We start from the raw sequence: 26,394 nt of genomic DNA, 5'->3' as shown, positions 1-26,394 counted from the left end.
GCCCCCGAAGATATCGGGGGCATTTTCCCTTTAAAGCAGTCAGCCCAGGCGTTCGAAAACCACGGCCATTCCTTGGCCGCCGCCCACGCACAGGGTAGCCAGCCCCAGGGTCCCGTCGCGTTCCTTGAGCCCGTTAAGCAGGGTGGTGGTCATTCGTGCTCCCGTCATGCCGAAGGGGTGGCCCAGGGCGATGGCACCGCCGTGGACGTTCAGCTTTTTCCGGGTTGATGCCCAGTTCCCTGGCGCTCGCGATCACCTGGACGGCAAAGGCCTCGTTGAGTTCCACCAGGTCCATGTCATCGATGGTGAGCCCGGCCTGGGACAGTGCGCGCCGAGTGGACTCGACCGGCCCCATTCCCATGAGCTCGGGTGAGAGGGCGCTGACGCCGGTGGAGACCACCCGGGCCACTGGCTCAAGGCCCAGTTGGCGCGCACGCACGTCGCTCATGACCACCAGTGCCGCAGCACCGTCGTTGAGCGGACAGGCATTGCCTGCGGTGACGGTTCCCTCGGCCCGGAAGACAGGCTGTAGCGCAGAAACCCCGTCCAACGTGACGCCGGCACGTGGGGAGTCATCGGCACTGACCACTGAGCCGTCCTTGCGTGTGTACGGGGTGATTTCCCGCGCGTAGAAGCCCGAGGAAATGGCCTCTTCTGTCCGGTTTTGGCTCAGCACGCCCCATTCGTCCTGCTCGGCCCGGGTGATCCCGTAGGTGGTGGCCACGTTTTCCGCGGTCTGTCCCATGGCGATGTAGATATCCGGAAGCCTGCCGCCCAGCCGTGGGTCGGTCCAGGGAATGTTGGACGCCGCACGCGCTGCCGTCCGTTGGGCAGCGGCTTCAAAGCGGGGGTTGTGGTTGGCGGCGTCCGTTTCACCGGCACCCTGCCAGTTCTGGTATCGGGAAACACTTTCGACGCCGGCGGCCACCACTGCGTGCGCCTCGCCGGCCTTGATGGCGTGGAAGGCCATGCGCAAGGTTTGCAGGCTAGAGGCGCAGAACCGGTTGACGGTGGCTGCGGGCACGCTGTCCAGGCCGGCCACGACGGCTACCACCCTGGCCATGTTGGAGCCGGCCTCACCGCTGGGTTCGGCACAGCCAAGCAGGATGTCGTCCAAGCCGCCCCCATGGAGGGCAGCGGCGTCAAAACCGGGGATTTTGGCCAAAGCGGCCTGCACCATGGCTGCGGCAAGATCGTCGGGTCGTTCGTCCTTGAGGGAGCCCTTGAAGGCCCGGCCGATTGGACTTCTGGCAGTGGAAACAATGACGGCCTCAGTCATGGCCCCAGCTTACGCCCGGGATCCGTGCGCAAGCCGGGGACCAGCACAGCCGTTCACGCCAAGCGAAGCGCTCCCGCCGCCGGAGTCACGGTAAAGATGTCCGGTTCGGTGAAGCCGGCCTGGGCAAAAGCACGTACGACGGCGTCCCGCACCTGCTGCTCCTGGCGCACCGGAGTAAGGGCGATCGCCGAGCCGCCGAAGCCGCCGCCGGTCATCCGGGCTCCGATGGCGCCGTGAGTCCTGGCGGCCTCGACGGCCAGGTCCAGTTCCGGGCAGGAAATCTCGAAATCATCCCGCATCGAAGCATGGCTGGCATCGAGCAGGAGGCCGATGCTGGCAGGGCCGTGGCTGCCCAGAAGCTCTACGGTTTGCAGCACACGGTCGTTTTCCGTCACCACGTGGCGGACGCGGCGCAGCGTGGTTTCGTCCAGGACGCCGGAGGCTTCTTCGAGGTCTTCCACGCCAACATCGCGCAGGGCGGTGACGCCCAGGACCTCTGAGCCCAACTCGCAGGACGCCCGGCGCGAGGCATACCCGCCGTCGGCGTGGGAGTGCGAGACTTTGGTGTCGATGACCAGCAGCACCAGCCCTGCGGATTCTGCATCGAAGGGGACCAGGTCCAGGTGCTGGTCACGGCAGTCAAGGAACACAGCGTGGCCCTTGGCGCCGCGGAGGGAAGCCGATTGGTCCATGATCCCCGTAGGGGCGCCAACAAAGATGTTCTCGGCCCTCTGCGTTTCCAGGACCAGTTCTTCAGCACTGAGACCAGCGTCCGTGAGTTCGTTCAGGGCCGTGATCACTGCGCACTCAATGGCGTGCGAGGAGGACAGTCCGGCGCCCAGGGGCACGTCGGAATCCAGCAGGAGGTCGAAGCCAGGCACTGTGATTCCGCGTTCTTGCAGAGCCCAGGCCACGCCCAAGGGGTAGCGGGACCACCCTTGGCCTGAGCCGGGTTCCAGGCCTTCCAGCGACGTTTCCACCAGTCCGTGGCCGCCGAAGGTGGAGAGCAGGCGAACGGTGGCGTCGTTGCGGAGCCTGAGGGCAACTTTGGCGGTCTTGTCGATCGCGAACGGCAGGACGAAGCCTTCGTTATAATCGGTGTGCTCTCCGATGAGGTTCACCCGTCCCGGTGCCTGCCACACGCCGTCGGGGGCTGTTCCGAACGTCTCCTGGAAGCGTTCGGCCAGGGCGCTGGTGTCTGTGGTGGTGGTCATGCGGGGGAGCCTTCCAGGGTCTTGACGGAGGGGGCGCCGGCGACGCTGCGCAGGCGTTCTGCCACGGCCTCCGGAGTGGTGTCGTTGATGAACGCACCCATCGCCGCCTCCGAGCCGGCCAGGTACTTCAGCTTATCCGCGGCGCGCCGGGGTGAGGTGAGCTGCAGGTGCAACTGGCCGGCGGGACGCAGCGAAGAATCCAGGGGAGCTTGATGCCAGGCCGAGATGTAGGGCATGGGCGTTGGATACAGGGCGTCCAGGCGCTTGAGCAGGTCCAGGTACACGTGTGCCAGTTCGTCCCGTTCCTCCCCGGTCAGGGCCGCAAGATCGGGAACGTGCCGGTGTGGAACCAGGTGGATCTCCAGGGGCCACCGGGCAGCGAAGGGAACGTAGGCGCTGAAGTGGCGTGCTTCCAGCACCATGCGGCTTCCGTCTTCCCGTTCGGCCCTGAGCAACGACGCCGCGAGCGTTTCCTTCGCGTCGACGTCGTCGTAGTACTTCCGGGCAACAGCGCCCAGGCTGGCGGCGCGCGGAGTGACGTAGGGGTAGGCGTAAATCTGGCCGTGTGGGTGGTGCAGCGTCACTCCAATGTCTGCGCCGCGGTTCTCGAAGGGAAACACCTGCTTGATGCCGGGCAGGGCGCTCAAGGCTTCGGTGCGCTGGGCCCATGCTTCGATGACCGTGCGTGCCCTGGTCTCGCCAAGTCCGGCGAACGAGCCCGTGTGCTGCGGGGTGAAGGCCACTACCTCGCAACGGCCGAACGCGGCTCTCTTGATGCCGTGGCCTCCGCTGGCGGGGGCTTGTGGAATATCGCCCAGCGCAGGACCCAACGAGGGGAAGCGGTTCTCGAAGACCACCACGTCGTAGTCAGGAGCAGGTATCTCCGACGGGTTGGCGGCTGTGGTGGGGCAAATGGGGCACTGCTCAGCCGGCGGGAGGTGGGTGCGGCTCTGGCGGTGGGCAGCTACCGCAACCCACTCTCCGGACAAAGCGTCGTACCGCACCTCGCCGGGTTCCCCGCGGGCCGGAAGGTCCCGGTGGTCCACCAAGGACCTGGGTGTCCGTTCGGGAGTCCCGGGGTCGTCGAAGTAGATCAGCTCGCGGCTGTCGGCGAGGCGGGTACTGATGATGCGACTCATGAACCCATCATTCCATAAGCAATCAAAAACGCATAGTTTCTAACAAAAGTTAACATTGCTCGAATCCAATCAAGTATCGGGGTGCAGTACGGTATTCCCATGCCTGACTCTTCCCCCACTCCAGATGCAGAACCCCGGTCCGAGGCGCGCCGCTTTGCCACAGGCCGCCAATTCGAGTTGCGCCGCGGCGATGCGATCGCAATTGTCACGGAACTGGCTGCCGGCCTCCGCTTGTACTCGCGCAGCGGAGTCCAACTGACCGAAAGCTACGGGGACGCCGATATTCCTCCCGGTGCCACGGGAATCACCCTGGCGCCGTGGGCCAACCGCGTGGAAGACGGCGTGTGGCACCTCGAGGGCAAGAAGCAGCAACTCGACGTCACAGAGGTGTCCCGCAACAATGCCAGCCACGGCCTGCTGAGGAACGCCGGGTACGCGCTGGTGGATGAATCCGAGTTTTCCGTGACCTTGGAGGCCACGGTCTTTCCGCAGCACGGCTACCCGTTTCTGGTCCGCCACCGTGTCCGCTACGAACTCGATGCCAACCAGGACCTGCACGTCGAGCAAACCCTGGTGAACGATTCGGATGCCCAGGCACCCTTCGTTCTCGGGGCCCATCCTTACCTGCGCCTCGGTGACGTTGCTCCGGAAGACCTGACGTTGAGTGTCAAGGCGGGAACCCGGCTGGTTGCCGACGAGCGGTTGATTCCACGGAGCACCGCCCCCGTGGAAGGCGATTTCGACCTGTCCGGGGGCCGCTCCGTGGGCAGCTTGGACATAGACGTCGCCTTCACCGATTTGGCGTACGACGGCGGCACTGCCCGCCACACGCTGAGCGCACCGGATGGGCGCAGCGTGAGCCTGGTGCAGGACCAGAACTGCCAGTATGTCCACGTGTTCGTGACCGACACGTTCCCGGGCCGGAGCAAAGCCGTGGCGCTGGAACCCATGACGGGTCCGGCCAACGCTTTTAACAGCGGAGACGGCCTGCGTTGGCTGGCGCCCGGTGGATCCTTCGCCATGACCTGGGGTATCAGCGCTTCGCTTTAGCCGGTCTGCGGGTAGTGCCGGTTTCCCATACGGCCCGGGCTGCGGAAGTATGGGTTCATGACGCCAACACCGGACGCCAAAACCCGTTCAGACCGCCAAATTGCCGAGGATATACCGTACGGTGTGCGCATAGCGGCCGCATGGTCCTGGCGTGCCGGCCTCATTCTGGTGATGATCGGCATCCTCGTCTGGCTGCTGGGCAAGGTCAGCTTCCTCATCATCCCGGTCATGGTTGCTGCCCTGCTGGCAGGCCTGCTCTACCCCGTGGTGGTTTGGCTGCGCAACCTGAAGGTGCCCAACGGGCTTGCTGTGGCCATCACGGTGCTGGCCTTTATTGGCGTGATCGCAGGGGCCTTGGCCCTGGTGGGACGCCAGTTGGCGGCCGGCTTCGGGGAGCTGTGGCAGGAGGCGCTTACCGGCATTCAGCAGGTCCAGACCTGGCTTGCCGACGGTCCACTGCACCTGACCGCGGACCAGATCGACAAGTACATCGCCGACGCAGCAAACGCCCTGCAAAACAACAGCAGCAGCATCCTGAGCGGAGCGCTCTCCTTCGGCAGCACGGCAGGCCATTTCGCGGCCGGACTGGTGCTGGCACTCTTCATCCTGATCTTCTTCCTGCTGGAGGGGAGCCGGATCTGGGCCTTCCTGGTCCGGCTGCTCCCCAAGAAAGCCCGGCGGGCCACGGATGGGGCCGGCCGCCGCGGGTGGACCTCCATGGTCAATTACGTGCGGATCCAGATGTTCGTCGCTTTCGTGGATGCCGTGGGCATCGGCGTCGGAGCTGCAATCATCCAGGTTCCCCTGGCATTGCCCTTGGCTGTACTGGTGTTCATCGGCTCGTTCATCCCCGTGGTGGGTGCGCTGGTGACCGGTGCCATCGCCGTCCTGCTGGCCCTGGTAGCCAACGGACCGGTCAACGCCTTGATCATGCTGGCGATCGTGCTGTTGGTCCAGCAACTCGAGAGCCACATCCTGCAGCCACTGGTCATGGGCAAGGCCGTAGCGCTGCATCCGGTCGCCGTCATCCTCACTGTGGCGGCCGGTTCCTACCTCGCAGGCATCCCGGGAGCACTCTTTGCCGTTCCAATCCTCGCCGTAGTAAATACGGCCGTTCGCTACATTGCCGGGCGGACGTGGGAACATGATGGGGGACTGGGAGCGGCTGAGGCCGCCACCGCCGAAGGTTCACCGGGGCCTGACGGCGACTCCAATTTCAAGGACGTCGCCCTTCCCGCCGGTCATACCCGAGGCGGCGCCAGTTCCGACAGCAAGGCCAAGGTTTCAGGAAGCGTCCCCACGGAGCCTTCTGACGCCGACACCAACAAAGGAGAATAGCCAGTGAATACCCTCGAAACCCTGCCCGTCACGCTGGACGATGTCCTCAAGGCGCAGGAGCTGCTCGAGGGCATTATTACGAAGACTCCGGTGGAGTCCTCACGGGCACTTGGCACCCTCGTTGGCGGCAACGTCTTCTTCAAATGCGAGAACCTGCAGCGCGCCGGTTCGTTCAAGGTCCGCGGTGCCTACGTCCGCATGGCCCGCCTCTCCGAGGACGAAAAGAAGCGTGGCGTCGTAGCGGCCTCCGCCGGTAACCACGCCCAAGGCGTAGCAGTCGCCGCGAAGAGCCTGGGCATCAACGCCCGCATCTACATGCCGCTCGGCGTGGCCCTTCCCAAGCTCGCCGCCACCCGGAGCCACGGCGCGGAGGTGGTGCTTCACGGCCACAACGTGGATGAAGCCCTGGCCGAGGCGCAGCGCTACGCCAACGAGACCGGTGCAGTCTTCGTTCACCCCTTCGACAACGTGGATGTAGTGGCAGGACAGGGAACCATCGGGCTGGAAATCCTGGACCAGATCCCGCACGTGGACACCATTCTCATGGGCGTCGGCGGTGGCGGACTGCTGGCCGGGGTGGCGGTCGCCATCAAGGCCAAAGCCAAGGAGCTGGGCCGCGACATCCGTGTCATCGGCGTCCAGGCCGAAAACGCTGCCGCCTACCCGCCGTCGTTGGCTGCCGACGCCCTGGTACCCCTCAAGAAGGTTTCCACCATGGCAGACGGTATCGCCGTAGGCCGGCCGGGACAGCTCCCGTTCAGCATCATCCGCGAACTGGTGGACGACGTCGTAACTGTCAGCGAAGACTCGCTGGCACGGGCGCTGATCTTCCTGCTGGAGCGGGCCAAGATGGTGGTGGAACCGGCCGGCGCGGTGGGAGTAGCCGCACTGATGGACGGCAAGATCGAAAACCCGGGGAACACCGCCGTCGTGCTCTCCGGCGGCAACATCGATCCGATGCTCATGCTGAAGGTCATCCAGCGCGGTCTCTCCGCAGCCGGGCGGTTCATGACCGTCCGGATGATGCTGGACGACCGGCCCGGTTCCCTGGCAACGATCGCCCGCATCATCGCGGAAAACGACGCCAACGTCACCGGGCTGGACCACACGCGCCTGGGCGGCTCCATCAGCATGGGCGACGTTTCGATCACCATCAACCTGGAAACCAAGGGCCACGAACACGGGGAACAAGTGCTGGGCGCGCTCCGCGCCGAGGGCTTCCAGCCGATCGTGGTGCACTGACAGGAGGCCGGCATGGTGCTCGAAACGCCCGATGGTTCAAAGGCCGAGGCCCGCGATTCGCTGGCGGGAAGGGCCAAGGGAGGGTTGCTCTTCATGGGCGGCTTCGTGGTGCTGCTCTACGTCATTGAGTTCCTGAATACGCTCATGTCGCATGGGCTCAACCGCACGTTCGGCCTGCGTTCGCGCTCCTTCGACGGCGTCCTGGACATCCTGACCTTCCCCCTGCTCCATGCCAACCTCAACCACTTGCTTTCCAACACGCTGCCGCTGCTGATCTTCGGCTTCCTGGTGTTCCTGGCCGGGCTGAGGGTGTTCATCACGGCACTTGCGTTCAGTTGGCTGGGGTCCGGCCTGACCGTCTGGCTCATCGGCGGGGGAGGAGTCACCGTTGGCGCCTCCGGACTGGTGTTCGGATTTTTTGCCTTCCTGCTGGTCAGGGGTTTCTTCAACCGCAGTTGGTGGCAGATCCTGTTGTCAGTGGTGCTCTTCATGGCCTATGGCAGCATCTTGTTCGGCGTGCTGCCCACCGTGATGGGGTACGTTTCGTGGCAGGCGCACCTGGGCGGCGCGATCGGCGGCATCGTCGCGGCGATCCTCCTGCGCCCCAAATCCACAGCCACCACCCCGTAAATCCAACTAGGTCGCAGTTGTGCGCGTTTTGAGGGTTCAAAACGCGCACTAATGCGACGCAGTTGGGTGAGCCGGGGACAAAAAAACGCCGGCCCTTCCGCGAAACGGAGGGGCCGGCGTTCGTCTTCCAATAAGCCTTAGCCTGCGTACGGCTTGGCGGAAACGATCTCCACGGAGATTTCCTTGCCGTTGGGGGCGGTGTAGCTGAGCTTGTCGCCCTCCTTGTGGCCGATGATCGCAGCACCGAGCGGGGACTTTTCGGAGAAGACGTCGATGTCCGAGTCGCCGGCGATCTCACGGGAGCCGAGAAGGAACTTCTCCTCGTCTCCGGCGATCCTGGCAACCACCAGCATGCCGGGCTCAACAATTCCGTCGTCGGCGGGGGCTTCGCCAACCTGAGCATCGCGCAGGAGCACGGTGAGCTGGCGGATGCGGGCCTCGATCTTGCCCTGCTCCTCCTTGGCTGCGTGGTAGCCGCCGTTTTCCTTGAGGTCGCCTTCCTGGCGCGCGGCTTCGATCTTCTGGACGATATCCGCCCGGCCGGCGCCGGAAAGGTGGTCCAGCTCAGCCTTCAAGCGGTCGAAAGCTTCCTGGGTAAGCCAAGCTGCTGTGGCGCTGTTGGTGGTAGACACGGATTTCTCCTCTTGATCTGACAAAACAAAAGACCCCGCCGAGGTGGCCACTCGTGAAACTCAGTAACCAACTAAACGGGGGTGAAGGTTCTATCCATTGTAGTAAATCCTTTGGATGAACCCAAACCGGTTGAGTGCTGCGTCACATGATTGTTATTTGCCGCTGTCGGTGATCCAGCAATTGTCAACCACGCCGGACACAGCCGCGGATTCGGTGATGAGGACCGTCCGCTGGGCGGTTGTCCGCCCGCCGTCGGCGTCCTGTTGGGGATCATTCGGTCCGATCTCCACCACTTTCCACCCCACGACGGCGAACTTGGAGTCCATGGCCTTGATGGCGCATTTCGCTGTGGCTGTGGGGGACTTGGTGACCTGGTAATCCACCTCGGCCTGGGTGTCATCCACGGTGCTGTAGCCGATGTCCTTGAAGGTGACGGGAGCCGTGGCGGAGCCGGTGGCGACGTAGGCGGCAAAACCGATGCCCACCACGAGGGCTCCGATGATGATGTTCCTCTTGGACTTCCGGGTCAATCCGCGCTTTTGGCCACCGTAGCGATTGGCTAGGCTGTTGTCTGCCGGAAGTTTGGTGGCCGATGCGTCCTCTGAAGTCACCCATCCAGTTTAGTGCGGATCCCGGCAGTCCCTAATTTGCACCATCCATGAAAGAGGAGCCGTCCCGTGACTGCGTCCACCGAGACAGAGCAGCTTCGCCTGCTTGCCGTCCATGCCCATCCGGATGATGAGTCCAGCAAGGGTGCGGCAACCATGGCGATGTATGCCGCGGCCGGAGTTGAGGTCATGGTGGCCACGTGCACCGATGGATCGCGAGGAGACATCCAGAACCCTGCCATGGAGGATGCTCCGCACCCCAAGCGGGACATGGCGGGTGCACGCAGGTTGGAGATGGCGAACGCCGCGGCAGTCCTCGGCATCCAGCAGAGGTGGTTGGGATTCGTGGATTCGGGTCTTCCTGAGGGTGATCCGCTGCCTGCGCTGCCCGCGGGTTGCTTCGCCCTGCAGCCCTTGGAACGAGCCGCTGCGCCACTGGTACGTTTGGTGCGCGACTTCAAGCCGCACGTGATCATCAGCTACGACGAAAATGGCGGCTATCCGCACCCGGACCACATCATGGCGCACAAAGTGGCCGTGGAAGCGTTCGAGGCAGCCGGAGACCCCGGGCGGTATCCGGGCATCGGCGAACCGTGGGCGCCCAGCAAGCTGTACTACGACCGCGCCTTCAGTCCCGAACGTTTCCGTGCACTGCATTTCGCGCTGGAAGAAGCCGGATTGCAGTCACCGTACGCCGAGCGGCTTGCAGCCTGGCTCGAAGCGGACGCCGAGGGCCACACGCTGCCTGTGCCGGCACACCAGACCACCACGCAGATTGATTGCGGCGACTTCTTCGAGGCGAGGGACGATGCCCTCAGGGCGCACCGGACCCAGATCGACCCGGTGGGTTTCTTCTTCGCCGTTTCTCCGGACCTGCAGCGCACCGCATGGCCGTGGGAGGACTACACGCTGGTCCAGTCCAAGGTCACGTCCGAGCTGCCGGAAAAGGACCTCTTCGCAGGGATAAGATAGGGAAGGCCCGGGTTTCTATCGCTCGTAGAAGTCTCCCGGGGCCAACCAGATCCCAGCCCGCTGGACCGGCATGCATCAGCTCCCATAGAAGGTTTGAACGTGCACCACTTGATCCTCGCCCTGACCGTCAGCCCGTCGCCCGACCCCACCGGCACGCTGCGTCCGGGCCTGTCCGAGGACCAGGTGACGCCGGGTACGTGGGGCTTTGTCCTGACCGCCTTCATCGTGATCCTTACCACTTTCCTTATTGTGGACATGGTCCGGCGCATCCGCCGCGTCCGGTACCGCGCACAGGTGGAGGAAGCGCGACTGGCCGCCGAGTCAGGATCGGCTGACGCTCCGACGGATGAGAACGGCGATGCCGCTCCCGGGCCCCGCTGACCCGCAGGAAAACACGTGGCCCGGGGCGTCCAATGCCTTGGGCTTGGAGCCGAGCGCCTACTTGCGCCAGCATGCCGGCAATCCGGTGTTCTGGCGGCCTTTCGGCGATGAAGCCTTTGCCTTTGCGGCGGAACGCGACGTTCCGGTCTTCCTCTCGATCGGCTACGCGGCATGCCACTGGTGCCACGTCATGGCCCATGAGTCCTTCGAGGACCAGGCCACGGCCGACTACTTGAACGCACACTTCGTTCCCGTCAAGGTGGACCGCGAGGAGCGGCCGGACGTCGATTCGGTGTACATGGCAGCCACCCAGGCCATCAGCGGCGAGGGCGGCTGGCCCATGTCCGTCTTCCTCACTCCGGATGGGCTCGCCTTCCATGCCGGCACTTATTTCCCGCCCACACCCTTGCCCGGCAGGCCCTCCTTCCTCAACGTCCTTGAAGCAGTCCACGAAGCCTGGGCGGAGCGGCGCGAAGCCGTTGAGCAGAACGCCCGCGGTTTGGCGTCGAACATGGCCAACGCCCAGATGTCCGCCGCGGTACGGCTTGATGGGCCGCCCGAAGTTCTTGATGCCGGGTTGCTGTCCGATGCCGTCGGCCTGTTGGCACGGTCCGAGGACATGGCCGCCGGTGGCTTTGGCACCGCCCCCAAGTTCCCGCCGTCGGCCGTCGTGGAATTCTTGATCCGGCACGCGGCGGCACCCTCCGAAACGGCCGAAGCAGCGCGGGACATGGCCGGTCGGACCCTGGCAGGCATGGCACGCTCCGCCTTGCGGGACCAGCTCGACGGCGGATTCGCCAGGTACTCGGTGACGGCGGACTGGTCCGTTCCCCACTTCGAAAAAATGCTCTACGACAACGCCCAACTCCTGCGTGCCTATACGCACTGGATCAGGCTGGGCGGAAATGCCGTGTTCCCTGTTGAGGAAGCCGCTGCCGTTGCGTCGGACTGCGCCGACTGGATGGTGTCTGCCCTTGCGGTGGAAGGGGGCGGCCTGGCATCTTCCCTCGACGCGGATACAGTGGTGGACGGCGTCCATCACGAGGGGGCGGCCTATCTCTGGACGCCTGGCTCGCTGCAGGAGGTGCTGGGCACCGGCGATGCCGAGGCCGTTGCGCGGATCATGAACGTACGTAGTGCGGGCACCGTTTCCGCCCTCGGCTCGCCGCTGCATCCCGGGAAGCTGCTGACCGGCCCCGAATCCAGGACGTGGGAACGCGTGCGCCCGGCGCTTCTGGCCGCGAGGAACAAGCGCAACCAGCCCGCACGGGACAACAAGGTGGTGGCCGGATGGAACGGCTTGGCGGTAGCAGCCCTGGCAGAAGCCGGAGCCGTCCTGGAACGGCCGGGACTGGTCACGGCTGCTGAGGGCATCGCCGGCTACCTTGAACGTGTCCACTGGAATTCCGGCGAAAGCCTGTTGACACGCGTCTCGCACGATGCCGCGCCGAGGGGGATCGGTGGACTCCTGGAGGACTACGCCTTCTGCGCGGACGGCTTCTTTGCGCTCTACGCCGTGACAGGCACAAAACGCTGGTACGGCCTGGGCGAAAGCCTGGTCCTGGCCGCCAGCGAACGGTTTGTGGCAAACGGCCGGCTCGCAGACTCGGCCGGTGAATCTGCCCAGGTCTTCAATGCCCAGGGGCAGCATGCCGCGCTGGATCCGTTCGACAATGCCACGCCCAGTGGTGCCGCCGCGTTCGCCGGTGCGTTGCTGACCTACTCGGCCTACTCGGGATCCCACGATCACCGCCTCATGGCCGGCAATATCCTGGGCTTGCTTCCGCCGATCGCCAGCCGCGCGCCCCGGGTGGCTGGCTGGCTCCTGGCCACGGCGCAGGCCGCCCTTGCCGGGCCGGTGGAGGCCGCCGTCGCCGGTCCGGACACGCCGTCGCGGCGCGAACTCCACCTAGCGTTGCTGGCTTCGGCCAGCCCGGGTCTGGTGGTCGCCGTGCAAACCGCGGACGACGGCGGGTCCCCGGCAGCCGCCGTCGACGTTCCGTTGCTGCGGCACCGCTCAGGCGGCGCTGACGGCTCGGCGCAGGTGTACTTGTGCCGCGGGATGGTGTGTGAAAGGCCCGTGGGGACAGTGGCCGAGGTGGAGGCCAGGCTGGCCGCGATGGTTTCCGGCGACTGAGCCGCGGGGCCCTAGCTTAGGACGGCGATCATGATCGCCACGAAGTGAGCCGCAAAAGCGAACACCGTGAAGGCGTGGAACAGTTCATGGAAACCGAAGTGCTTCGCGCTGAAATTTGGTTTCTTGATTCCGTAGAACACGGCTCCGGCGATGTAGAGGGCGCCGCCAACGCAGATGAGCACGGCGGAGGCCGCGTTGGCGGCGAAGAACTGCGGCAGGTAGAACAGTGCACCGCAGCCGAGGGCAACATAGATGGGCACGTACAGCCACCGCGGTGCGTGGGTCCAGAGCACCCTGAAGAGCACGCCGGCTATGGCTGCGGACCAAATGGTCCACAGCAGCGTGACCGCCGCGGGCCTGTCCAGCAGTGACCAGGCGAGGGGCGTGTAGCTGCCCGCGATGACCAGCATGATGTTGGTGTGGTCCAGCCGCTTGAGCACAATCCGGACCCTGTCATTCCAGTTACCACGGTGGTAAACAGCGCTGACCCCGAACAACATGACTCCCGTCAGGGCATAAATGGCCGAGGTGACCTTGCGGTCCGCGGTGGGCGCAAGAGCTACCAGGACAATCCCGGCCGCAAGCGCAAACGGCGTTGCCACCGCGTGGATCCAGCCGCGCCACAAGGGCTTGATGTTGAGCGTGTCAGCCATTGTTAAAGGGTAACCTACGGTCCGGTAAGTTACTTGTGGGTAATATTGCTTCGCCTTGTTCCTGGGCATCTGCTGCACCAGCCTGCCAGCTCGGGCAGGTAGCCTTGGATGTGCGCGTCGTTCGATTGATCAGAGCAAGGAAGTCAGGTGAGAGTCCGGTGGAGCTGCCCGGTTTCCTCTACGGCTTCTATGAACGCAGGCTCCTCAGATCGCTCGACCACCAGAAGATTCCGCGCCACGTCGGCGTCATGGTGGACGGCAACCGCCGGTGGGCGCGCCAGTTCAACGCACCCACCAGCGAAGGGCACCAAGCGGGAGCGGACAAGATCCACGAGTTCCTGGGATGGTGCCAGGAACTGGGCGTCAAAGTAGTGACGCTGTACATGCTCTCCACGGACAACATGAGCCGCTCCGGCGAGGAGCTGGACCTGCTGATGGGCATCATTGCCAACACCATGGACCGCCTGGATGAGAACGAGGATATTTCAGTCCATGCCATGGGAGCGCCGGAACTCCTTCCCGACTACCTTGCCGAGCGGCTCAACAAGCTCACTGCCCGGACGCCGGTCCACGAGAAGATCCACGTCAACGTGGCCGTGGGCTACGGTGGGCGACGGGAAATCGTTGATGCCGTCCGGGAACTCCTCCAGGAAGCCGCTGCCAAGGGCCGTAACATGTCCGAGGTTGCAGATGAACTCTCGGTGGACGACATTTCACGTTTCCTCTACACCAGGGGCCAGCCTGATCCCGACCTCGTCATCCGCACCTCCGGTGAACAGCGGCTCTCCGGCTTCCTGATGTGGCAGAGCGCCTACAGCGAGTTCTACTTCTGCGAGGCCCTGTGGCCGGCTTTCCGCAAGGTCGACTTCCTGAGGGCACTCCGCGATTATGCGGGACGCCAACGCCGCTTCGGTTCCTGAGGCGCCTGATTCCTCATGCTCTTTGCAACCGCCGCTGGGTGAACTTCCGTTAATCCCGAATTCACTCGTGGAGAAACGACTTGCCGACGCCACAAAGAGGAATTTCCTGTGGCGGGGATTACGTTAAACCCATCAGCAGGCAAAACCGCCCGCTGATCGGGGAGGCCAGTAGATGGAGCGGATCATCGCACCAGTTACAGGGGAGGCCACGCCCGGCCTTCCGGCCGAGCCGCTTCACCATAAGGCCGGGCGAACGCCCGGGGCTGGAGTCGATGTGGCTATTTCAGAGCAACTGCCCGCAATGGTTTCCGACGGGGAAAGTGCAGCTACCTCTCGCGCCAAGCGCGCCACCAAAGGGACAAAGAAAACCGCGGCTCCCACAGGCCGCAGCTACGTCATAGATACCTCCGTCCTGCTCTCCGATCCGCACGCACTGCTGCGCTTCGCCGAGCACGAGGTCATTGTCCCGATCGTGGTCATCAGCGAACTTGAGGGCAAACGCCACGATCCGGAACTGGGCTATTTTGCCCGTAAAGCCTTGCGGCTCCTGGACGACCTGCGGATTGAGCATGGCGGCCTGGACCACCCCATTCCCTTGGGAAACGATGGTGGCCTGCTCAGGGTGGAAATGAACCACATTTCGCCGGACGTCCTCCCGGCCGGCTTCCGCGGCGGCGACAACGACAGCCGGATCCTGGCCGTCGCGAAGAACCTTGCCAACGAGGGCCACAACGTCACCGTGGTCTCCAAGGACCTTCCCATGCGCGTCAAGGCTTCGGCCATGGGCTTGCATGCCGATGAGTACCGGAACGAACTCGTCAAGGACTCAGGGTGGACCGGCCTGGCCGAAATCGAAGCCAGCGAACAGGAAGTCAGCACCCTTTACGGCCACGAACCGGTCTTCATCCCGGCCGCGGCCGAACTTCCCGTGAATACCGGCCTGGTGGTCCTCTCCAACCGCGGCTCGGCGCTGGGCCGGGTGGGTTCGGACAAGCAGGTCCGGTTGGTCAAGGGGGACCGGGATGTCTTCGGCCTCCACGGCCGCTCGGCAGAACAGCGGCTCGCCATCGACCTTCTCATGGACCCGTCCGTGGGCATCGTTTCCATTGGCGGGCGTGCGGGCACCGGTAAGTCCGCCCTAGCCCTCTGCGCGGGCCTCGAAGCCGTCCTCGAACGCCGCGAGCACCGCAAGGTAGTGGTCTTCCGTCCCCTGTACGCAGTAGGTGGACAGGAGCTCGGCTACCTGCCCGGCTCCGAATCCGAGAAAATGAACCCGTGGGCGCAAGCGGTGTTCGATACCCTCGGCGCGTTGGTCAGCCAGGAAGTAGTGGAAGAAGTCATGGACCGCGGAATGCTGGAGGTCCTGCCGCTCACGCACATCCGCGGCCGTTCTTTGCACGACGCCTTCGTGATCGTGGACGAGGCCCAGTCCCTGGAGAAGAACGTCCTCCTGACCGTCATGAGCCGGATTGGACAGAACTCCAAGATTGTCCTCACCCACGACGTTGCCCAGCGTGACAACCTCCGGGTGGGCCGGCACGACGGCGTCGCCGCCGTCGTCGAAACCCTCAAAGGACACCCGCTGTTCGGCCACATCACGCTGACCCGGTCCGAACGCTCGCCTATTGCGGCCCTCGTGACGGAGCTGCTTGAAGGGGCAGAAATCTAGAGTGCCGCCGGCCGCGCGGTGGTTACCACCGCGCGGCAGCGGCCTCCTGTGTGGCCGGGTTCCGGCCGGCCCCGCACTTTCGCCGTCCATCGGTTGGGTCCGCGCGTCAGCGGCCTCCCGCCGTCGCTTAGACACAACGCATAAGGCCCCCTTCGGTCGCTGGGCGACCTTAGGGGGCCGATGCGTCGCGATGCGCTCCTTTCCGGGAGCCCGCTGTCGCGCTAGTGCCGTCGGCGCCGGTCAGAGACCGAGGTAGGTGGAAAGTCCTTCGTGGCCTTGGACGTGGAGGGTCCAGTCGGGGCGTTTGAAGGACTCTGGGGTGAGGCGGACTTTTTGGACGTCACCCACTTCGGCGCCCCAGGTGGTGCGCGTGAGGCCGTTGGGTTCGTAGCCCAAGCTTGTGGAGACGCCCAGGGATTGTTGGTTCCAGGTTGCGGCTTCGGATTCGGCCACCTCCGCCTTCAGGTAATCGAAGGCGTAGCTGACGACGGCGGCCCGCATCTCCTTGCCGACGCCGCGGCCTTGCGCCGCTTGCTTGAGCCATGAGCCTGTGTGCACCGTCCGGAGTACCGCGAACTTCGTGGCCGCCAGGTCTTGGACTCCGAGGAAATCGTCGCATTGCCAAACGCCCAGGAGCAGGGTCCACTCATCCGGGGTGAATCCGGCCCGGCAGCGCCAGTACCACTGGGCCATGTTGGGAGCCAGTTCGTTGTCCGGGAGTTCGGCCCACGGCGTGCTGAAAGGGCTCTTGCCGGGCTCGTGGATTCCGGACCGGGCAGCAGCCACGGCGGCGGGGATGTCGGCGTCGAAAATGGGACGCAGGACGAGGCGCGGCGTGGTGAGGGTCAGTCCGAAAGGGGGCCAGATGTCTGCCAGCGAGGTCATCGCCGCAGTCTAGCGTGGCTGGAGCGGGGCTTGCTGTCACACGGCATCCTGCAGGGCCGCGCAGCGTCAGGCCGCCGGGCCGATGTCCCAGGAGATGTGGCGCCGGACATCGGTCAAGTTCATGGACTCGGCAAGGAAGAGGTCATCCAACATGTACTCGTCCACGGCCAGGATCTTGAGCCAATGGCCCTTGCCGGAGGATTCGCCATCCAGCGATTGGCTGGCGACGCAGACTCCTGTGGCAGCGTCTACACGGACCAGCGTCCGTCCCGGGTGCGCCAACGGTTCGGCGGGATCCGAAGGCTTGTAGGTCCGGCCCCGGGTGATCACTGCCTCCAGTGCCAGGCGCCCCTCGTGGTCCACCTCGCGGGGTTCATCGAAGGACACCGGGTTGGTGTCCGGGAATTCCAGGGGTACGGGCGCGTTGCCGGCAAGTTCCACGGGGTCCAGGGCGGCGGCGAGCCGGCCGTTTCCGAAGGAAGGCTCACCGTAAGCGGCTTCCGGACGGCGCCGAACCAGGCCGCCGTCGTCGTAAACAGGTGTCACCAGATGCGGCGGAAGCAGCCACGAGCGGCGCGTGGCGCTGACATAGAACTCGTCCCTGGAGTCGTTGATCCCCGTGGTGCTGTAGAGGAGTTGGCCATCCGGAGACTCCAGGCGGAGCGCTCCCGGACGCCTGAGCCAGGCCCGCACGATGTTGGCGCCCGTCCCCGGCCGCTCAAGGTATTCGAACCGAAGGCTGGTCCACTTCCAGGGCGATGAACGGCACAGGTTCCGGAACGTGGAGGACAAGTCGGAATGATCCCCTGAATGCCCGTTTGAGGGTCCAAATCCCGGCGGCAGGCCGGGTCCATCTGTACTGTAGCGCCCCATATCCACAGTGTACCCAGAGGTTCACGCCGGGCCCGGAGGTAATCCGGGGTAGCATCCGAGGGTGATCCGACGACTCGCCGACCTCTGGGACGCCGCCCCTTTTGCCTTCTGGCTGGTGCTGTTGGCGTCCCTCTATTTCGTGGTCATGGCGGTGCGGCTCACGGTGATCGACGTTCGAAGCCATTTGCTGCCCAACCGCATCGTCTTCCCGTCGTACGGGGTGGCCGGGATCCTGCTCCTGGCTGCGGCCCTGCTCTCCGGGTCACGCATGGACGGCGCGCTGGCCGGAATTCCGGGGCTCGGGGTGCTTGCCGGTGCCGCTGCTCTGTGGGTCCTCTATTTCCTGCTCCGGCTCGTCTATCCGCCGGGCATGGGATTCGGGGACGTGAAGCTGGCCGGGGTGTTGGGTTTGTACTTGGGCTACCTTGGCTGGGGCCACGTATTCGCGGGAACGTTCCTGGCGTTCCTCCTGGGCGGGCTGTGGGGGCTGGTCATCATCGTGACCAGGAGGGGCAGCCTCGCCTCGGCGATTCCCTTTGGACCGTTCATGCTGGCAGGGGCTGCCGCAGCCATGGTTGTCCTGCCTGCATGACGCCGTAAGCTGGCTGCATGGGTGCACCTGAGTTTGTGCTGAAGCTGCGGGAAAAAATCGGGAATGACCCGTTGTGGCTGCCTGCAGTCCGGGGCATCGTGTTGGATGACGAAGGCAGGGTGCTCCTGTGCCAACGATCGGATAACGGACACTGGACGCCGATTACGGGGATCCTGGACCCGGGGGAGCACCCGGCCCCGGGTCTGGTCCGGGAAATCTTCGAGGAAACAGCCGTGGTAGCCGAGACCGAACGGATCATCGGGGTCGGAGTGGTAGGTCCGGTGACCTTTCCGAACGGCGACGAATGCGATTTCCTCGATATCACGTTCCGCTGCAAGTATGTCTCCGGTGAGGCCCGGGTCAACGACGACGAGTCGCTGGATGTCCAGTGGTTCCACCTGGACGATCTCCCCGAAATGAGCCACGGACACCTGCAGGCCATACGGCTCGCCACGGAGCCCGAAGGCCCCGTGGCGTACCAGACGGAGTAGCAGATCAGCGGCGGGCGGCTTCGAGTTCCTCGGCCTCGGCGCCGCCGATCGCCTCACCGCGGGCAACCATGCCGGCCGTGTCCGAGAGCGGGATCTGCTTCAGGGTGATGGCCAGGATCAGGGCGATGGCGATGAACGGCACGAGGTACCAGAACACAGGTGCCAGGGAGTCGGCGTAGGCGTTGACGATCGCGTCCCGAAGCTGTTCCGGCAGCTGCGCCAGGGCCTGCGGATCCAGGGTGCTGGTGGACTGCGAGGCCTGCTCGGATGAAGCTCCGGCGCCGGTGAAGGCCTTGGTCAAGGACTCAGCGAGGCGGTTGGTGAAGATCGAGCCAAAGACCGCTACGCCCAAGGACGCACCTACTTCGCGGAAGTAATTGTTGGTGCTGGTTGCGGTACCGATCTGGTCCGCAGGGACCGAGTTCTGGACCACCAGGACAATGACCTGCATGATCAAGCCCAGCCCGGCGCCGAAAATGAACAGTTGTACGCAAATCATCCAGATGGGCGTCTCGGCGGTCAGGGTGGTCAACCAGAGCATGGCAAGGATGGTCAAGGCCGCGCCCAGGATGGGGTAGATCTTGTACTTGCCCGTCTTGGAAATCCTGATGCCGGAGAAGATGGACGTGCCCATGAGGCCCACCATCATGGGGAGCATGAGCAGGCCGGACTCGGCCGCTGAGGTTCCGGAGGACATCTGCAGGAACGTCGGCACGAAGGCGATTGCAGCAAACATGCCCAGGCCCAGCGTGAAGCCGATGGCCGTGGCGTTGATGAAGATCGGGTTGCGGAACAGGCTCAGCGGAATGATGGGATCCTCGGCGCGGCGTTCAGCCATGACGAAGGCGAATGCGGCCACGACCATGCCGGCGCCAAAAGCCCACGTCAACGGTGAATCCCAGCCTTCGTCCTTCTTGCCGCCAAAGTCGGTGAAGAAGATGAGGCAGGTGGTGGCAGCGGATAGGAAGACGACTCCGAGGATGTCGATCTTCTTTTCGGCCTTCTTGTTCGGCAGGGTCAGGGTGAACCAGGCCGTGATAAAGGCGGCGATGCCGATGGGGATGTTGATGTAGAAAGCCCACTCCCACGTCAGGTGGTCCACGAAGAATCCACCCAGCAGCGGACCGGCGACGGCGGACAAGCCGAAGATGGCGCCCAGCGGACCCATGTACTTTCCGCGTTCCTTGGCCGGCACAATGTCCGCGATGATGGCTTGGGACAGGATCATGAGGCCACCGCCGCCGAGGCCCTGGATGGCCCGGAACACCACGAAGCCCCAGAACTCCGTAGCGAAGGCACAACCGACCGAAGCCAGGGTGAACAGGGCGATGGCGACGAGGAACAGGTTCCGCCGGCCAAGGATGTCACCGAACTTGCCGTAGATCGGCATGACGATCGTGGTGGCCAGGAGGTAGGCCGTGGTGATCCAGGCCTGGTGTTCCACGCCGCCGAGCTTGCCCACGATGGTGGGCATGGCCGTGGAGACGATCGTTTGGTCCAGGCTGGACAACAGCATGCCCGCGATCAGGGCAGAGAAGATGATCCAGATCCTCTTCTGGGTCAAGAGCAGCGGCTCGGCTGCCTTCGAGAGTGTACTCATGCGGGGTCCTTCGGTGTCTGTGCGGGGGTGGTGTCCAGCGGTTGCGAAAAGAGTTTCCGGGCCGCGGCGAGGTTCTGGTCAAGAAGCTCGCGGTAGGGCCGGGTGTTGTCCTCCGAGAAGAACTGGTGGGAGGTCTTCTTGGAAACGGCTCCGAATACGGCCGAGGCCATGACGATTTCCGGGTGCCCGGGAGAGAGGCCTTCGCGGTGGGCGATCAGTTCCATGAACTGCAGTTCCCGGGCCTCGCCCTCCAAGGTCATGCGGCCAAGGAGTTGGGGCTCGGCCTTGATGGCGGCGATCAGTTGGTGGACCTCGGTGCGGCTGATGGTTGATCGCTCCACGATGTCCACGGTGAGGTGGTAGAGGGCTGCCAGCAGGGTGTCCGAGATGCCGTCGGGGCGACGTTCGGGATCGCGGTTGAAGTCATCCAGCGCATCCTGGGGAAGGTCGTCGGAGAAGGCCCCGATCACGGCGTCTTCCTTGGAATGGAAGTAGTTGAAGAAGGTGCGCCGCGAAATACCCGCCTCTTCGCACACTTCTTCAACGGTGTAGCCGTTCAGTCCCCGTGCGGCGGTCAGGGTACGGGCGACGGCGGTGATCGCCAGCCGCGTGGCAGCCCGCTTACGCTCGCGAAGGCCGCCGTCGATATTTGCACTATTGCTCACAGAGTAAAGTTTTGCACTTAGAAACCAATAGTGCAAAAAGAAAGTGAAGTGTCGTTCCCCACATGCTTCGGTACAGAAGGGGGCGGGGACGACGACGGCCGGCACCTTCCGTGCGGAAGGTACCGGCCGTCGTCGTACTTGCGGGTTGGTGCGCCTAAGCCTTGTGGGCCGGGGACGTCATGGTGGTGACGTCGAGGGCCTTATCGAGGTCGGCCTCGGAAACCTTGCCTTCTCCCTCGCCGACGAAGCCGAGCTTCTCGGTGGCCTGGCGGATGGTCAGGCCTTCCTTGACGGCGATCTTGGCGATCTTGGCGGCGTTCTCGTAACCGATGTACTTGTTCAGCGGCGTCACGATGGAGGGGGAAGCCTCGGCCAGGAAGCGGGCGCGCTCGACGTTGGCGGTGATGCCGTCGATCATCTTGTCGGCCATGACGCGGCTGGTGTTGGCCAGCAGGCGGATGGACTCCAGCAGGTTGGCGGCCATGACCGGGATGCCGACGTTGAGCTCGAAAGCACCGTTGGTACCGGACCAGGCGATGGCGGTGTCGTTGCCGATGACCTGGGCGCACACCATGATGGAGGCTTCGCAAATCACGGGGTTGACCTTGCCCGGCATGATGGAGGAGCCGGGCTGCAGGTCAGGGATGGCAATTTCGCCGAGGCCCGTGTTGGGGCCGGAACCCATCCAACGGAGGTCGTTGTTGATCTTCATGAAGGAGATCGCGATGTTGCGGAGCTGGCTGGAGCCTTCGATCAGGCCGTCGCGGTTGGCCTGCGCCTCGAAGTGGTCCCGGGCTTCGGTCAGCGGCAGGCCGGTGTCGGCTGCGAGGAGCTCGATGACGCGCTCCGGGAAGCCTGCCGGTGTGTTGATACCGGTGCCCACCGCGGTGCCGCCGAGGGGAACTTCGGCGACGCGGGGGAGTGCGGCGTTGATGCGCTCAATGCCGTAGCGGACCTGCGCGGCGTAGCCGCCGAACTCCTGGCCCAGCGTGACGGGGGTGGCGTCCATGAGGTGGGTGCGGCCGGACTTGACGACGTCCTTGAACTCCGCGGCCTTGCGGTCCAGGGACGCGGCCAGGTACTCCAGGGCCGGGATCAGGTCGTTGATCAGGGCAGAGGTGGCTGCAACGTGGACGGACGTCGGGAAGACGTCGTTGGAGGACTGGGAAGCGTTCACGTGGTCGTTGGGGTGGACCACCTTGTCGCTGCCTGCTGCGGAGAGGGCACGCGAAGCCAGCTCTGCGATGACCTCGTTGGTGTTCATGTTCGAGGACGTGCCGGAGCCGGTCTGGAAAACGTCGATCGGGAAGTCGCCGTCGTACTTGCCGGCCGCAACCTCGTCCGCTGCGGAAGCGATTGCCTTGGCGAGCTCTTCATCGAGCACTCCCAGTTCGGCGTTCGCGAGTGCAGCGGCCTTCTTGACGCGTGCAAGTGCTTCGATGTGCGTGCGCTCCAGCGTCTTGCCGGAGATGGGGAAGTTCTCCACAGCACGCTGCGTCTGGGCGCGGTACAGGGCGTTCACGGGGACGCGAACTTCGCCCATCGTGTCATGTTCAATACGGAACTCAGTGGTGGAAGTCATGGGGCTAGCTTAGGGCGATTGCGGGCTCCACCGAAAACCCGGAAGGCAGTGCTACGTGCCCCGGCCGAGGGGCCGGGGCACGTTGTCCTAGACCTGTCCGATCGCGGAAACAAGGGCCGCTTGGCCCTCACCGAGCTTGTAGGAGAGACCGATCACGGCCACGCGGCCGTCCTCAATGGCGTCGGAAATCACACGTGAGCTGTCCGCGAGGCGATCCGCGGTCTGCTTGACGTGTTCCACCACCATGTCGTTGACGTCTTCCTGGCCGTTGCGCTTGGCGGTCAGCACAGAGGGGGTGATGCGTTCCACGAGGTCGCGGATGAACCCCGGTGGCATCTCACCCGTTTCCACGGCTCCCTTGGTGGCTGTCACGGCGCCGCAGCTGTCGTGGCCCAGGATGGCGATCAGGGGAACCTTGAGTTCGCTGATGCTGTACTCCAGGGAACCGAGGACCGCGTCATCGATCACCTGGCCGGCCGTGCGGACCACGAAGGCATCGCCCAGGCCAAGGTCGAAGATGATCTCGGCCGCGAGGCGCGAGTCGGCGCAGCCAAAAATGACGGCGAAGGGATTCTGTCCCTCGAGGAGGGAGGAGCGGCGGGAAGCATCCTGGTTGGGGTGCTGGGATTCGCCGGAGACAAAACGTTCGTTACCCTCGCGGAGGCGTTGCCAGGCCAGGGCCGGAGTCAGATTAGTAGGCACCTGATTACTTTACGGCGCGGGCGTGGAAGGCTGCGAAAGTGTTGCGCCGGGTTGTGGGGAAGTGGAGCCTGCTGCGGGGGCCTGGTCCGCGGACTTTACGACGGCGGCCGCCAGGGTGGCGAACTCGTCGAGGTTTGCGGTGCCGCTCAGGATGATGGTGGTTCCTTTGTATTGCAGCGTCATGCTGCGCTTGTCCTTGCCGGAGTCGCGCAGTTCCCAGTCCTGGCCGCCGGCGTTCCGGGTTCCCGTGACCGGGAGGTTGCCCGTCTGTTGCAACACCCAGGTGGGGTTGGCCTGCCGCGTCTGGATCAAGCCGATGAACGCCTCCTTGGGCGTCAGGTAGCCCACCTCCCACGTGGGGACGCCAGTGGCGGTGCCGGTTTCCCACCGGGCATAGTTTGGCGTGAATGTGTCGCCGGTATCCGGGGTGACAGGTGTGAATCCCGCCACATCGGTGGCGTTCCGGGCGATGCCTGCGACGTCCACTGCGGGTCGGAAGTTCTCACCTTTGGGTGCTGGGTTCATGAGAACGACGGGAAGGAAGGCCAGGACACACAGCACCAGCGCGATGATCATGCCAATGACCGAGGCGTTGGCCCGTTTGGCGGCTTTCGCCGGAATGACGGGCTTGTACGGGGCGTCCGGGTTACTGGTGGGGCTGGCCTCATTGGCGTTGGGGCCATTGCCGGCCGCGGGCTTGTCCTGCGTTTCACTCACTCTTCCATAGTCCCTTATCGCTGCTGTGAACACACAACCGGGAACCTCACCGGGCCCAACGGATGCGGTGGTCATCAACCGCCCGGTAGGAGCTCCGGCGACTATGATCAATGGAGAGGGACCACAGGTGGCCTCGTGCAACCGTGTCCGGTCCCGTGAATCGTCACTCGAAGAAGAGGTTCAAGTGTCTCCTGCACCAATGACCCAGCAGTTTTCCACGATTTCGCCGTCGCTCGCCGTCGGAATCGACGAGCCTGACCGTAACCTCGCGCTGGAACTCGTCCGTGTCACCGAAGCCGCAGCCATTGCCGGCGGCCACTGGGTTGGCTTCGGCGACAAGAACAAGGCAGACGGTGCCGCCGTCGACGCCATGCGCTCATTCCTCCACACCGTCCACTTCAACGGCGTTGTAGTCATCGGCGAAGGCGAAAAGGACGAGGCCCCCATGCTGTTCAACGGCGAACAGGTTGGCGATGGCACCGGACCGGAGTGCGATGTTGCCGTAGACCCCATTGATGGAACGCGTCTGACTGCCCTGGGCATCAACAATGCCCTTGCCGTCCTGGCCGTGGCCGAACGCGGTTCCATGTTCGATCCCTCCGCCGTGTTCTACATGGAGAAGCTCGTCACCGGTCCCGAGGCTGCCGACATGGTGGACCTCCGCCTTCCGGTCAAGCAGAACCTGCACCTGATCGCCAAGGCCAAGGGCGTCAAGGTCAGCCAGCTCAACGTCATGATCCTGGACCGCGACCGCCACCGCCCCCTCGTGGAGGAAATCCGTGAAGCCGGCGCGCGCACCAAGTTCATCATGGACGGCGACGTCGCGGGTGCCATCGCCGCGGCCCGCAGCGGTACCGGCGTGGATGCCCTCATGGGCATCGGCGGCACGCCGGAAGGCATTGTTGCTGCTTGTGCCATCAAGTCCCTCGGCGGCGTGATCCAGGGACGCCTGTGGCCCACTTCCGACGACGAGAAGCAGAAGGCCATCGACGCCGGCCACGACCTTGACCGCGTCCTGTCCACCAATGACCTTGTCACCTCGGACAACTGCTACTTCGCAGCCACCGGCATCACCGACGGCGACCTCCTCCGCGGCGTGCGCTACCAGAAGGACCGCGTGCTGACGCAGTCAATCGTGATGCGTTCCAAGTCCGGCACGGTGCGCTTCGTCGACGCCGAGCACCACGCATCCAAGTGGGAGACGTACGCGCGCAAGGCGTAGTACCCCGGACTTGTCGCGCCCTGGGCGCGAAAGGCGCCCCATCGCTCTGCGGCTATCTCCTCGTACCTCGTCGATTTGATGCCGCTGACGCGATGGGGCGCCTTCCGCTATGCGGGGGGCGTTGGTGCCGCGGCCCTGGCCTTCGCGCTGGAAGAGAGAATCAGCGGAGCCGGTCGCGGACTTTGCGTGCCAGTTGGTACGCGCCGTAGCGGAGTTTGTTGACCGGAAGGTCCCACGTACCGGGGTAGGAGACTTCACGGCCGCCAAAGGACTTCTTGAAGGCCGTGAAGCCTGCCCATTTGTGGTCCGGCTTGTCTTCGGGGGCCACGCCCCACAGGTCCACGTGCTTGAGGCCTTTGTCCTTGGCATCGGCCATGAGGGTGACCAGCAGCGGGATGCCTGCACTGAGCTTGCGGTGGGTGTCATCCAAGGCGGCGTGGGCGTAGACGCGCGTATCCGAGGAGTCATACGCAAAGGCCGCCGCAATCGGTTCGCCTTGCAGCTCTGCGATGAAGAGGGTTCCGGCGCCCGCGGGGAGCAGAGACTGGGCCACGCTGGTGAGGTACTCGTCGCTTTGCGGCTTGAAGCCGTTACGCGCTGCCGTGAGGTGCAGGAAGTGCAGCAGCACGGAAATGTCCGCGGGGTCCTGTGACGCCCGGAAAGTGACACCCTTTTTGTGGATGTTCCGGTACAGGTTCCGGTTGGTGGGCTTCATGCCCGCCAGGACATCCTTAAAGTCACCTTCAAGGTCCACGATCCAACTCAGTTCCGGTTGCTGGTTGGCCGGCGCGGGCTGCAAGCCGCGTGCCCGAAGGAGGGGGCCGGCGTCGGACGCGGAGAACCCGGCGGAGACGGGTTCCATGCGGACGAACACGGCGCGTTCTTTCTTCGCCAAAGTCACCAAGGCGGCAGTAGCGGCGTCGAAGGCTTCCACGGAGTCCGCCACGGGCCCGTAGGGTGCATAGATCACTTTTCCGGCGGGGTTCTTTTCCTCGATGGCCAGGAAGCTCCAGCCGGGACCGGACTGCTCGTGGACGCGGCGGCCCAGGGAGCGTTGCACATCGGCCCAGGCGGACGTTTGGAGGAAGTGGTCCATGCTTAGTTCCCTTTCGCCCAGGATGACAGTCCCGTGGTGACGGCGAAGGCCACGCTGGTTTCGGTGGCTCCCTGGACAGGATGGACGTTCACGGGATTCTCCAC

The 26,394-nt window shown here is 64.5% G+C and carries 25 protein-coding genes and 1 pseudogene; 12 read left to right on the top strand and 14 right to left on the bottom strand.

All coding sequences use genetic code 11. The features are described 5' to 3' along the window. Positions 1–39: 39 nt before the first annotated feature. From ACIQT2_RS13075 to galT, 3 genes and pseudogenes are all read right to left on the bottom strand, one after another. A pseudogene (locus ACIQT2_RS13075) lies at positions 40–1,279 on the bottom strand (acetyl-CoA C-acetyltransferase). A gap of 53 nt (positions 1,280–1,332) precedes the next feature. Then, entirely contained in the window at positions 1,333–2,493 is a 1,161-nt protein-coding gene (galK, locus tag ACIQT2_RS13070; protein WP_402946979.1) for a galactokinase, read from the bottom strand. Further along, on the bottom strand, positions 2,490–3,632 hold the full coding sequence (gene galT, locus ACIQT2_RS13065) for a galactose-1-phosphate uridylyltransferase (RefSeq protein WP_402946976.1): 1,143 nt from the start codon (positions 3,630–3,632) through the stop codon (positions 2,490–2,492). The genes galK and galT overlap by 4 nt, the downstream gene beginning before the upstream one ends. A gap of 99 nt (positions 3,633–3,731) precedes the next feature. On the opposite strand from galT, the gene ACIQT2_RS13060 reads away from it, so the two are divergent. From ACIQT2_RS13060 to ACIQT2_RS13045, 4 genes are read left to right on the top strand one after another with little or no spacing between them, the layout of a single operon-like run. Then, positions 3,732–4,682 carry an aldose 1-epimerase family protein gene (locus tag ACIQT2_RS13060; RefSeq protein ID WP_402946973.1) on the top strand — a complete coding sequence of 317 codons (951 nt, stop codon included), beginning with the start codon at positions 3,732–3,734 and terminating at the stop codon, positions 4,680–4,682. Positions 4,683–4,739: 57 nt separating this feature from the next. Then, positions 4,740–6,020 (top strand): AI-2E family transporter, encoded by a 1,281-nt coding sequence (locus tag ACIQT2_RS13055; RefSeq protein ID WP_402946971.1) that lies wholly within the window; start codon positions 4,740–4,742, stop codon positions 6,018–6,020. 3 nt (positions 6,021–6,023) lie between these two features. Next, positions 6,024–7,262 carry a threonine ammonia-lyase gene (gene ilvA / locus ACIQT2_RS13050; protein WP_400270495.1) on the top strand — a complete coding sequence of 413 codons (1,239 nt, stop codon included), beginning with the start codon at positions 6,024–6,026 and terminating at the stop codon, positions 7,260–7,262. A 12-nt stretch (positions 7,263–7,274) separates the two neighbouring features. After that, positions 7,275–7,892: a rhomboid family intramembrane serine protease gene (locus ACIQT2_RS13045; protein ID WP_402946968.1), complete on the top strand. Its 618-nt coding sequence runs from the start codon at positions 7,275–7,277 to the stop codon at positions 7,890–7,892. Between the two features lie 137 nt (positions 7,893–8,029). Here ACIQT2_RS13045 and greA read toward each other — a convergent pair whose 3' ends face one another. Both greA and ACIQT2_RS13035 read right to left on the bottom strand, forming a co-directional pair. Continuing rightward, the gene (gene greA / locus ACIQT2_RS13040; protein ID WP_400330791.1) at positions 8,030–8,524 is read right to left on the bottom strand and encodes a transcription elongation factor GreA; all 495 of its coding nucleotides are present in this window, start codon (positions 8,522–8,524) and stop codon (positions 8,030–8,032) included. A 153-nt stretch (positions 8,525–8,677) separates the two neighbouring features. Then, positions 8,678–9,136: a DUF4307 domain-containing protein gene (locus ACIQT2_RS13035; protein WP_400330794.1), complete on the bottom strand. Its 459-nt coding sequence runs from the start codon at positions 9,134–9,136 to the stop codon at positions 8,678–8,680. A gap of 66 nt (positions 9,137–9,202) precedes the next feature. Here ACIQT2_RS13035 and mca point away from each other — a divergent pair, with 66 nt between their 5' ends. The 3 genes from mca to ACIQT2_RS13020 all read left to right on the top strand — a co-directional run bounded on the left by mca (position 9,203) and on the right by ACIQT2_RS13020 (position 12,623). Further along, positions 9,203–10,105 carry a mycothiol conjugate amidase Mca gene (mca, locus tag ACIQT2_RS13030; protein WP_402946965.1) on the top strand — a complete coding sequence of 301 codons (903 nt, stop codon included), beginning with the start codon at positions 9,203–9,205 and terminating at the stop codon, positions 10,103–10,105. A gap of 99 nt (positions 10,106–10,204) precedes the next feature. Next, positions 10,205–10,486 carry a hypothetical protein gene (locus tag ACIQT2_RS13025; RefSeq protein ID WP_397324735.1) on the top strand — a complete coding sequence of 94 codons (282 nt, stop codon included), beginning with the start codon at positions 10,205–10,207 and terminating at the stop codon, positions 10,484–10,486. Next, positions 10,464–12,623, top strand: a complete 2,160-nt coding sequence (locus tag ACIQT2_RS13020; RefSeq protein ID WP_402946961.1) for a thioredoxin domain-containing protein — start codon at positions 10,464–10,466, stop codon at positions 12,621–12,623. Before ACIQT2_RS13025 ends, ACIQT2_RS13020 begins: the two co-directional genes overlap by 23 nt. A gap of 11 nt (positions 12,624–12,634) precedes the next feature. On the opposite strand, the gene ACIQT2_RS13015 is transcribed toward ACIQT2_RS13020, so the two are convergent. Continuing rightward, positions 12,635–13,276, bottom strand: coding sequence for a hemolysin III family protein (locus ACIQT2_RS13015; protein WP_400330802.1), 642 nt, complete (start codon positions 13,274–13,276; stop codon positions 12,635–12,637). A gap of 158 nt (positions 13,277–13,434) precedes the next feature. Here ACIQT2_RS13015 and ACIQT2_RS13010 point away from each other — a divergent pair, with 158 nt between their 5' ends. Continuing rightward, positions 13,435–14,196, top strand: a complete 762-nt coding sequence (locus tag ACIQT2_RS13010; RefSeq protein ID WP_402946958.1) for an isoprenyl transferase — start codon at positions 13,435–13,437, stop codon at positions 14,194–14,196. Positions 14,197–14,470: 274 nt separating this feature from the next. Beyond that, the gene (locus ACIQT2_RS13005; protein WP_402946955.1) at positions 14,471–15,865 is read left to right on the top strand and encodes a PhoH family protein; all 1,395 of its coding nucleotides are present in this window, start codon (positions 14,471–14,473) and stop codon (positions 15,863–15,865) included. Positions 15,866–16,105: 240 nt separating this feature from the next. On the opposite strand, the gene ACIQT2_RS13000 is transcribed toward ACIQT2_RS13005, so the two are convergent. Beyond that, positions 16,106–16,750: a GNAT family N-acetyltransferase gene (locus ACIQT2_RS13000; RefSeq protein ID WP_402946952.1), complete on the bottom strand. Its 645-nt coding sequence runs from the start codon at positions 16,748–16,750 to the stop codon at positions 16,106–16,108. Positions 16,751–16,816: 66 nt separating this feature from the next. Then, positions 16,817–17,623 (bottom strand): hypothetical protein, encoded by an 807-nt coding sequence (locus ACIQT2_RS12995; protein ID WP_402946950.1) that lies wholly within the window; start codon positions 17,621–17,623, stop codon positions 16,817–16,819. A gap of 61 nt (positions 17,624–17,684) precedes the next feature. On the opposite strand from ACIQT2_RS12995, the gene ACIQT2_RS12990 reads away from it, so the two are divergent. After that, positions 17,685–18,215, top strand: coding sequence for a prepilin peptidase (locus ACIQT2_RS12990; protein ID WP_400330813.1), 531 nt, complete (start codon positions 17,685–17,687; stop codon positions 18,213–18,215). Between the two features lie 17 nt (positions 18,216–18,232). Further along, positions 18,233–18,706: an NUDIX hydrolase gene (locus ACIQT2_RS12985; protein ID WP_400330816.1), complete on the top strand. Its 474-nt coding sequence runs from the start codon at positions 18,233–18,235 to the stop codon at positions 18,704–18,706. 4 nt (positions 18,707–18,710) lie between these two features. Here the strand turns inward: ACIQT2_RS12985 and ACIQT2_RS12980 are convergent, their stop codons facing one another. The 5 genes from ACIQT2_RS12980 to ACIQT2_RS12960 all read right to left on the bottom strand — a co-directional run bounded on the left by ACIQT2_RS12980 (position 18,711) and on the right by ACIQT2_RS12960 (position 23,972). Further along, positions 18,711–20,306, bottom strand: coding sequence for an MDR family MFS transporter (locus ACIQT2_RS12980; protein WP_402946945.1), 1,596 nt, complete (start codon positions 20,304–20,306; stop codon positions 18,711–18,713). Beyond that, the gene (locus ACIQT2_RS12975; protein WP_402946942.1) at positions 20,303–20,971 is read right to left on the bottom strand and encodes a TetR/AcrR family transcriptional regulator; all 669 of its coding nucleotides are present in this window, start codon (positions 20,969–20,971) and stop codon (positions 20,303–20,305) included. The genes ACIQT2_RS12980 and ACIQT2_RS12975 overlap by 4 nt, the downstream gene beginning before the upstream one ends. A gap of 154 nt (positions 20,972–21,125) precedes the next feature. Then, positions 21,126–22,553 carry a class II fumarate hydratase gene (locus tag ACIQT2_RS12970; RefSeq protein WP_400330822.1) on the bottom strand — a complete coding sequence of 476 codons (1,428 nt, stop codon included), beginning with the start codon at positions 22,551–22,553 and terminating at the stop codon, positions 21,126–21,128. An 87-nt stretch (positions 22,554–22,640) separates the two neighbouring features. Continuing rightward, positions 22,641–23,255, bottom strand: coding sequence for a carbonic anhydrase (locus ACIQT2_RS12965; RefSeq protein WP_400270509.1), 615 nt, complete (start codon positions 23,253–23,255; stop codon positions 22,641–22,643). Between the two features lie 9 nt (positions 23,256–23,264). Continuing rightward, the gene (locus tag ACIQT2_RS12960) at positions 23,265–23,972 is read right to left on the bottom strand and encodes a DUF4245 domain-containing protein (RefSeq protein ID WP_402946939.1); all 708 of its coding nucleotides are present in this window, start codon (positions 23,970–23,972) and stop codon (positions 23,265–23,267) included. 199 nt (positions 23,973–24,171) lie between these two features. Between ACIQT2_RS12960 and glpX the strand changes: the two genes are divergently transcribed. Further along, positions 24,172–25,194 carry a class II fructose-bisphosphatase gene (glpX, locus tag ACIQT2_RS12955; protein ID WP_387433369.1) on the top strand — a complete coding sequence of 341 codons (1,023 nt, stop codon included), beginning with the start codon at positions 24,172–24,174 and terminating at the stop codon, positions 25,192–25,194. A 160-nt stretch (positions 25,195–25,354) separates the two neighbouring features. Here glpX and ACIQT2_RS12950 read toward each other — a convergent pair whose 3' ends face one another. Beyond that, positions 25,355–26,290, bottom strand: coding sequence for a lipid II:glycine glycyltransferase FemX (locus ACIQT2_RS12950; protein WP_402946936.1), 936 nt, complete (start codon positions 26,288–26,290; stop codon positions 25,355–25,357). Positions 26,291–26,394: the final 104 nt, after the last annotated feature.

This window comes from Paenarthrobacter sp. NPDC090522, from assembly GCF_044769225.1.
Taxonomy (GTDB): domain Bacteria; phylum Actinomycetota; class Actinomycetes; order Actinomycetales; family Micrococcaceae; genus Arthrobacter.
The sequence above is the reverse complement of the archived record's forward strand: the minus strand, read 5'-3'. Positions and strand labels throughout refer to the sequence as shown.

Coding starts and splice junctions, on each gene's coding strand:
- ACIQT2_RS13055 (WP_402946971.1), top strand. CDS start 4,740: ATGACGCCAACACCGGACGCCAAAACCCGTTCAGACCGCCAAATTGCC.
- ACIQT2_RS13060 (WP_402946973.1), top strand. CDS start 3,732: ATGCCTGACTCTTCCCCCACTCCAGATGCAGAACCCCGGTCCGAGGCG.
- ACIQT2_RS12980 (WP_402946945.1), bottom strand. CDS start 20,306: ATGAGTACACTCTCGAAGGCAGCCGAGCCGCTGCTCTTGACCCAGAAG.
- glpX (WP_387433369.1), top strand. CDS start 24,172: ATGACCCAGCAGTTTTCCACGATTTCGCCGTCGCTCGCCGTCGGAATC.
- galK (WP_402946979.1), bottom strand. CDS start 2,493: ATGACCACCACCACAGACACCAGCGCCCTGGCCGAACGCTTCCAGGAG.
- ACIQT2_RS12995 (WP_402946950.1), bottom strand. CDS start 17,623: ATGGGGCGCTACAGTACAGATGGACCCGGCCTGCCGCCGGGATTTGGA.
- ACIQT2_RS12985 (WP_400330816.1), top strand. CDS start 18,233: ATGGGTGCACCTGAGTTTGTGCTGAAGCTGCGGGAAAAAATCGGGAAT.
- ACIQT2_RS13020 (WP_402946961.1), top strand. CDS start 10,464: ATGCCGCTCCCGGGCCCCGCTGACCCGCAGGAAAACACGTGGCCCGGG.
- ACIQT2_RS12950 (WP_402946936.1), bottom strand. CDS start 26,290: ATGGACCACTTCCTCCAAACGTCCGCCTGGGCCGATGTGCAACGCTCC.
- ACIQT2_RS13015 (WP_400330802.1), bottom strand. CDS start 13,276: ATGGCTGACACGCTCAACATCAAGCCCTTGTGGCGCGGCTGGATCCAC.
- ACIQT2_RS13045 (WP_402946968.1), top strand. CDS start 7,275: ATGGTGCTCGAAACGCCCGATGGTTCAAAGGCCGAGGCCCGCGATTCG.
- ACIQT2_RS12970 (WP_400330822.1), bottom strand. CDS start 22,553: ATGACTTCCACCACTGAGTTCCGTATTGAACATGACACGATGGGCGAA.
- ACIQT2_RS13000 (WP_402946952.1), bottom strand. CDS start 16,750: ATGACCTCGCTGGCAGACATCTGGCCCCCTTTCGGACTGACCCTCACC.
- galT (WP_402946976.1), bottom strand. CDS start 3,632: ATGAGTCGCATCATCAGTACCCGCCTCGCCGACAGCCGCGAGCTGATC.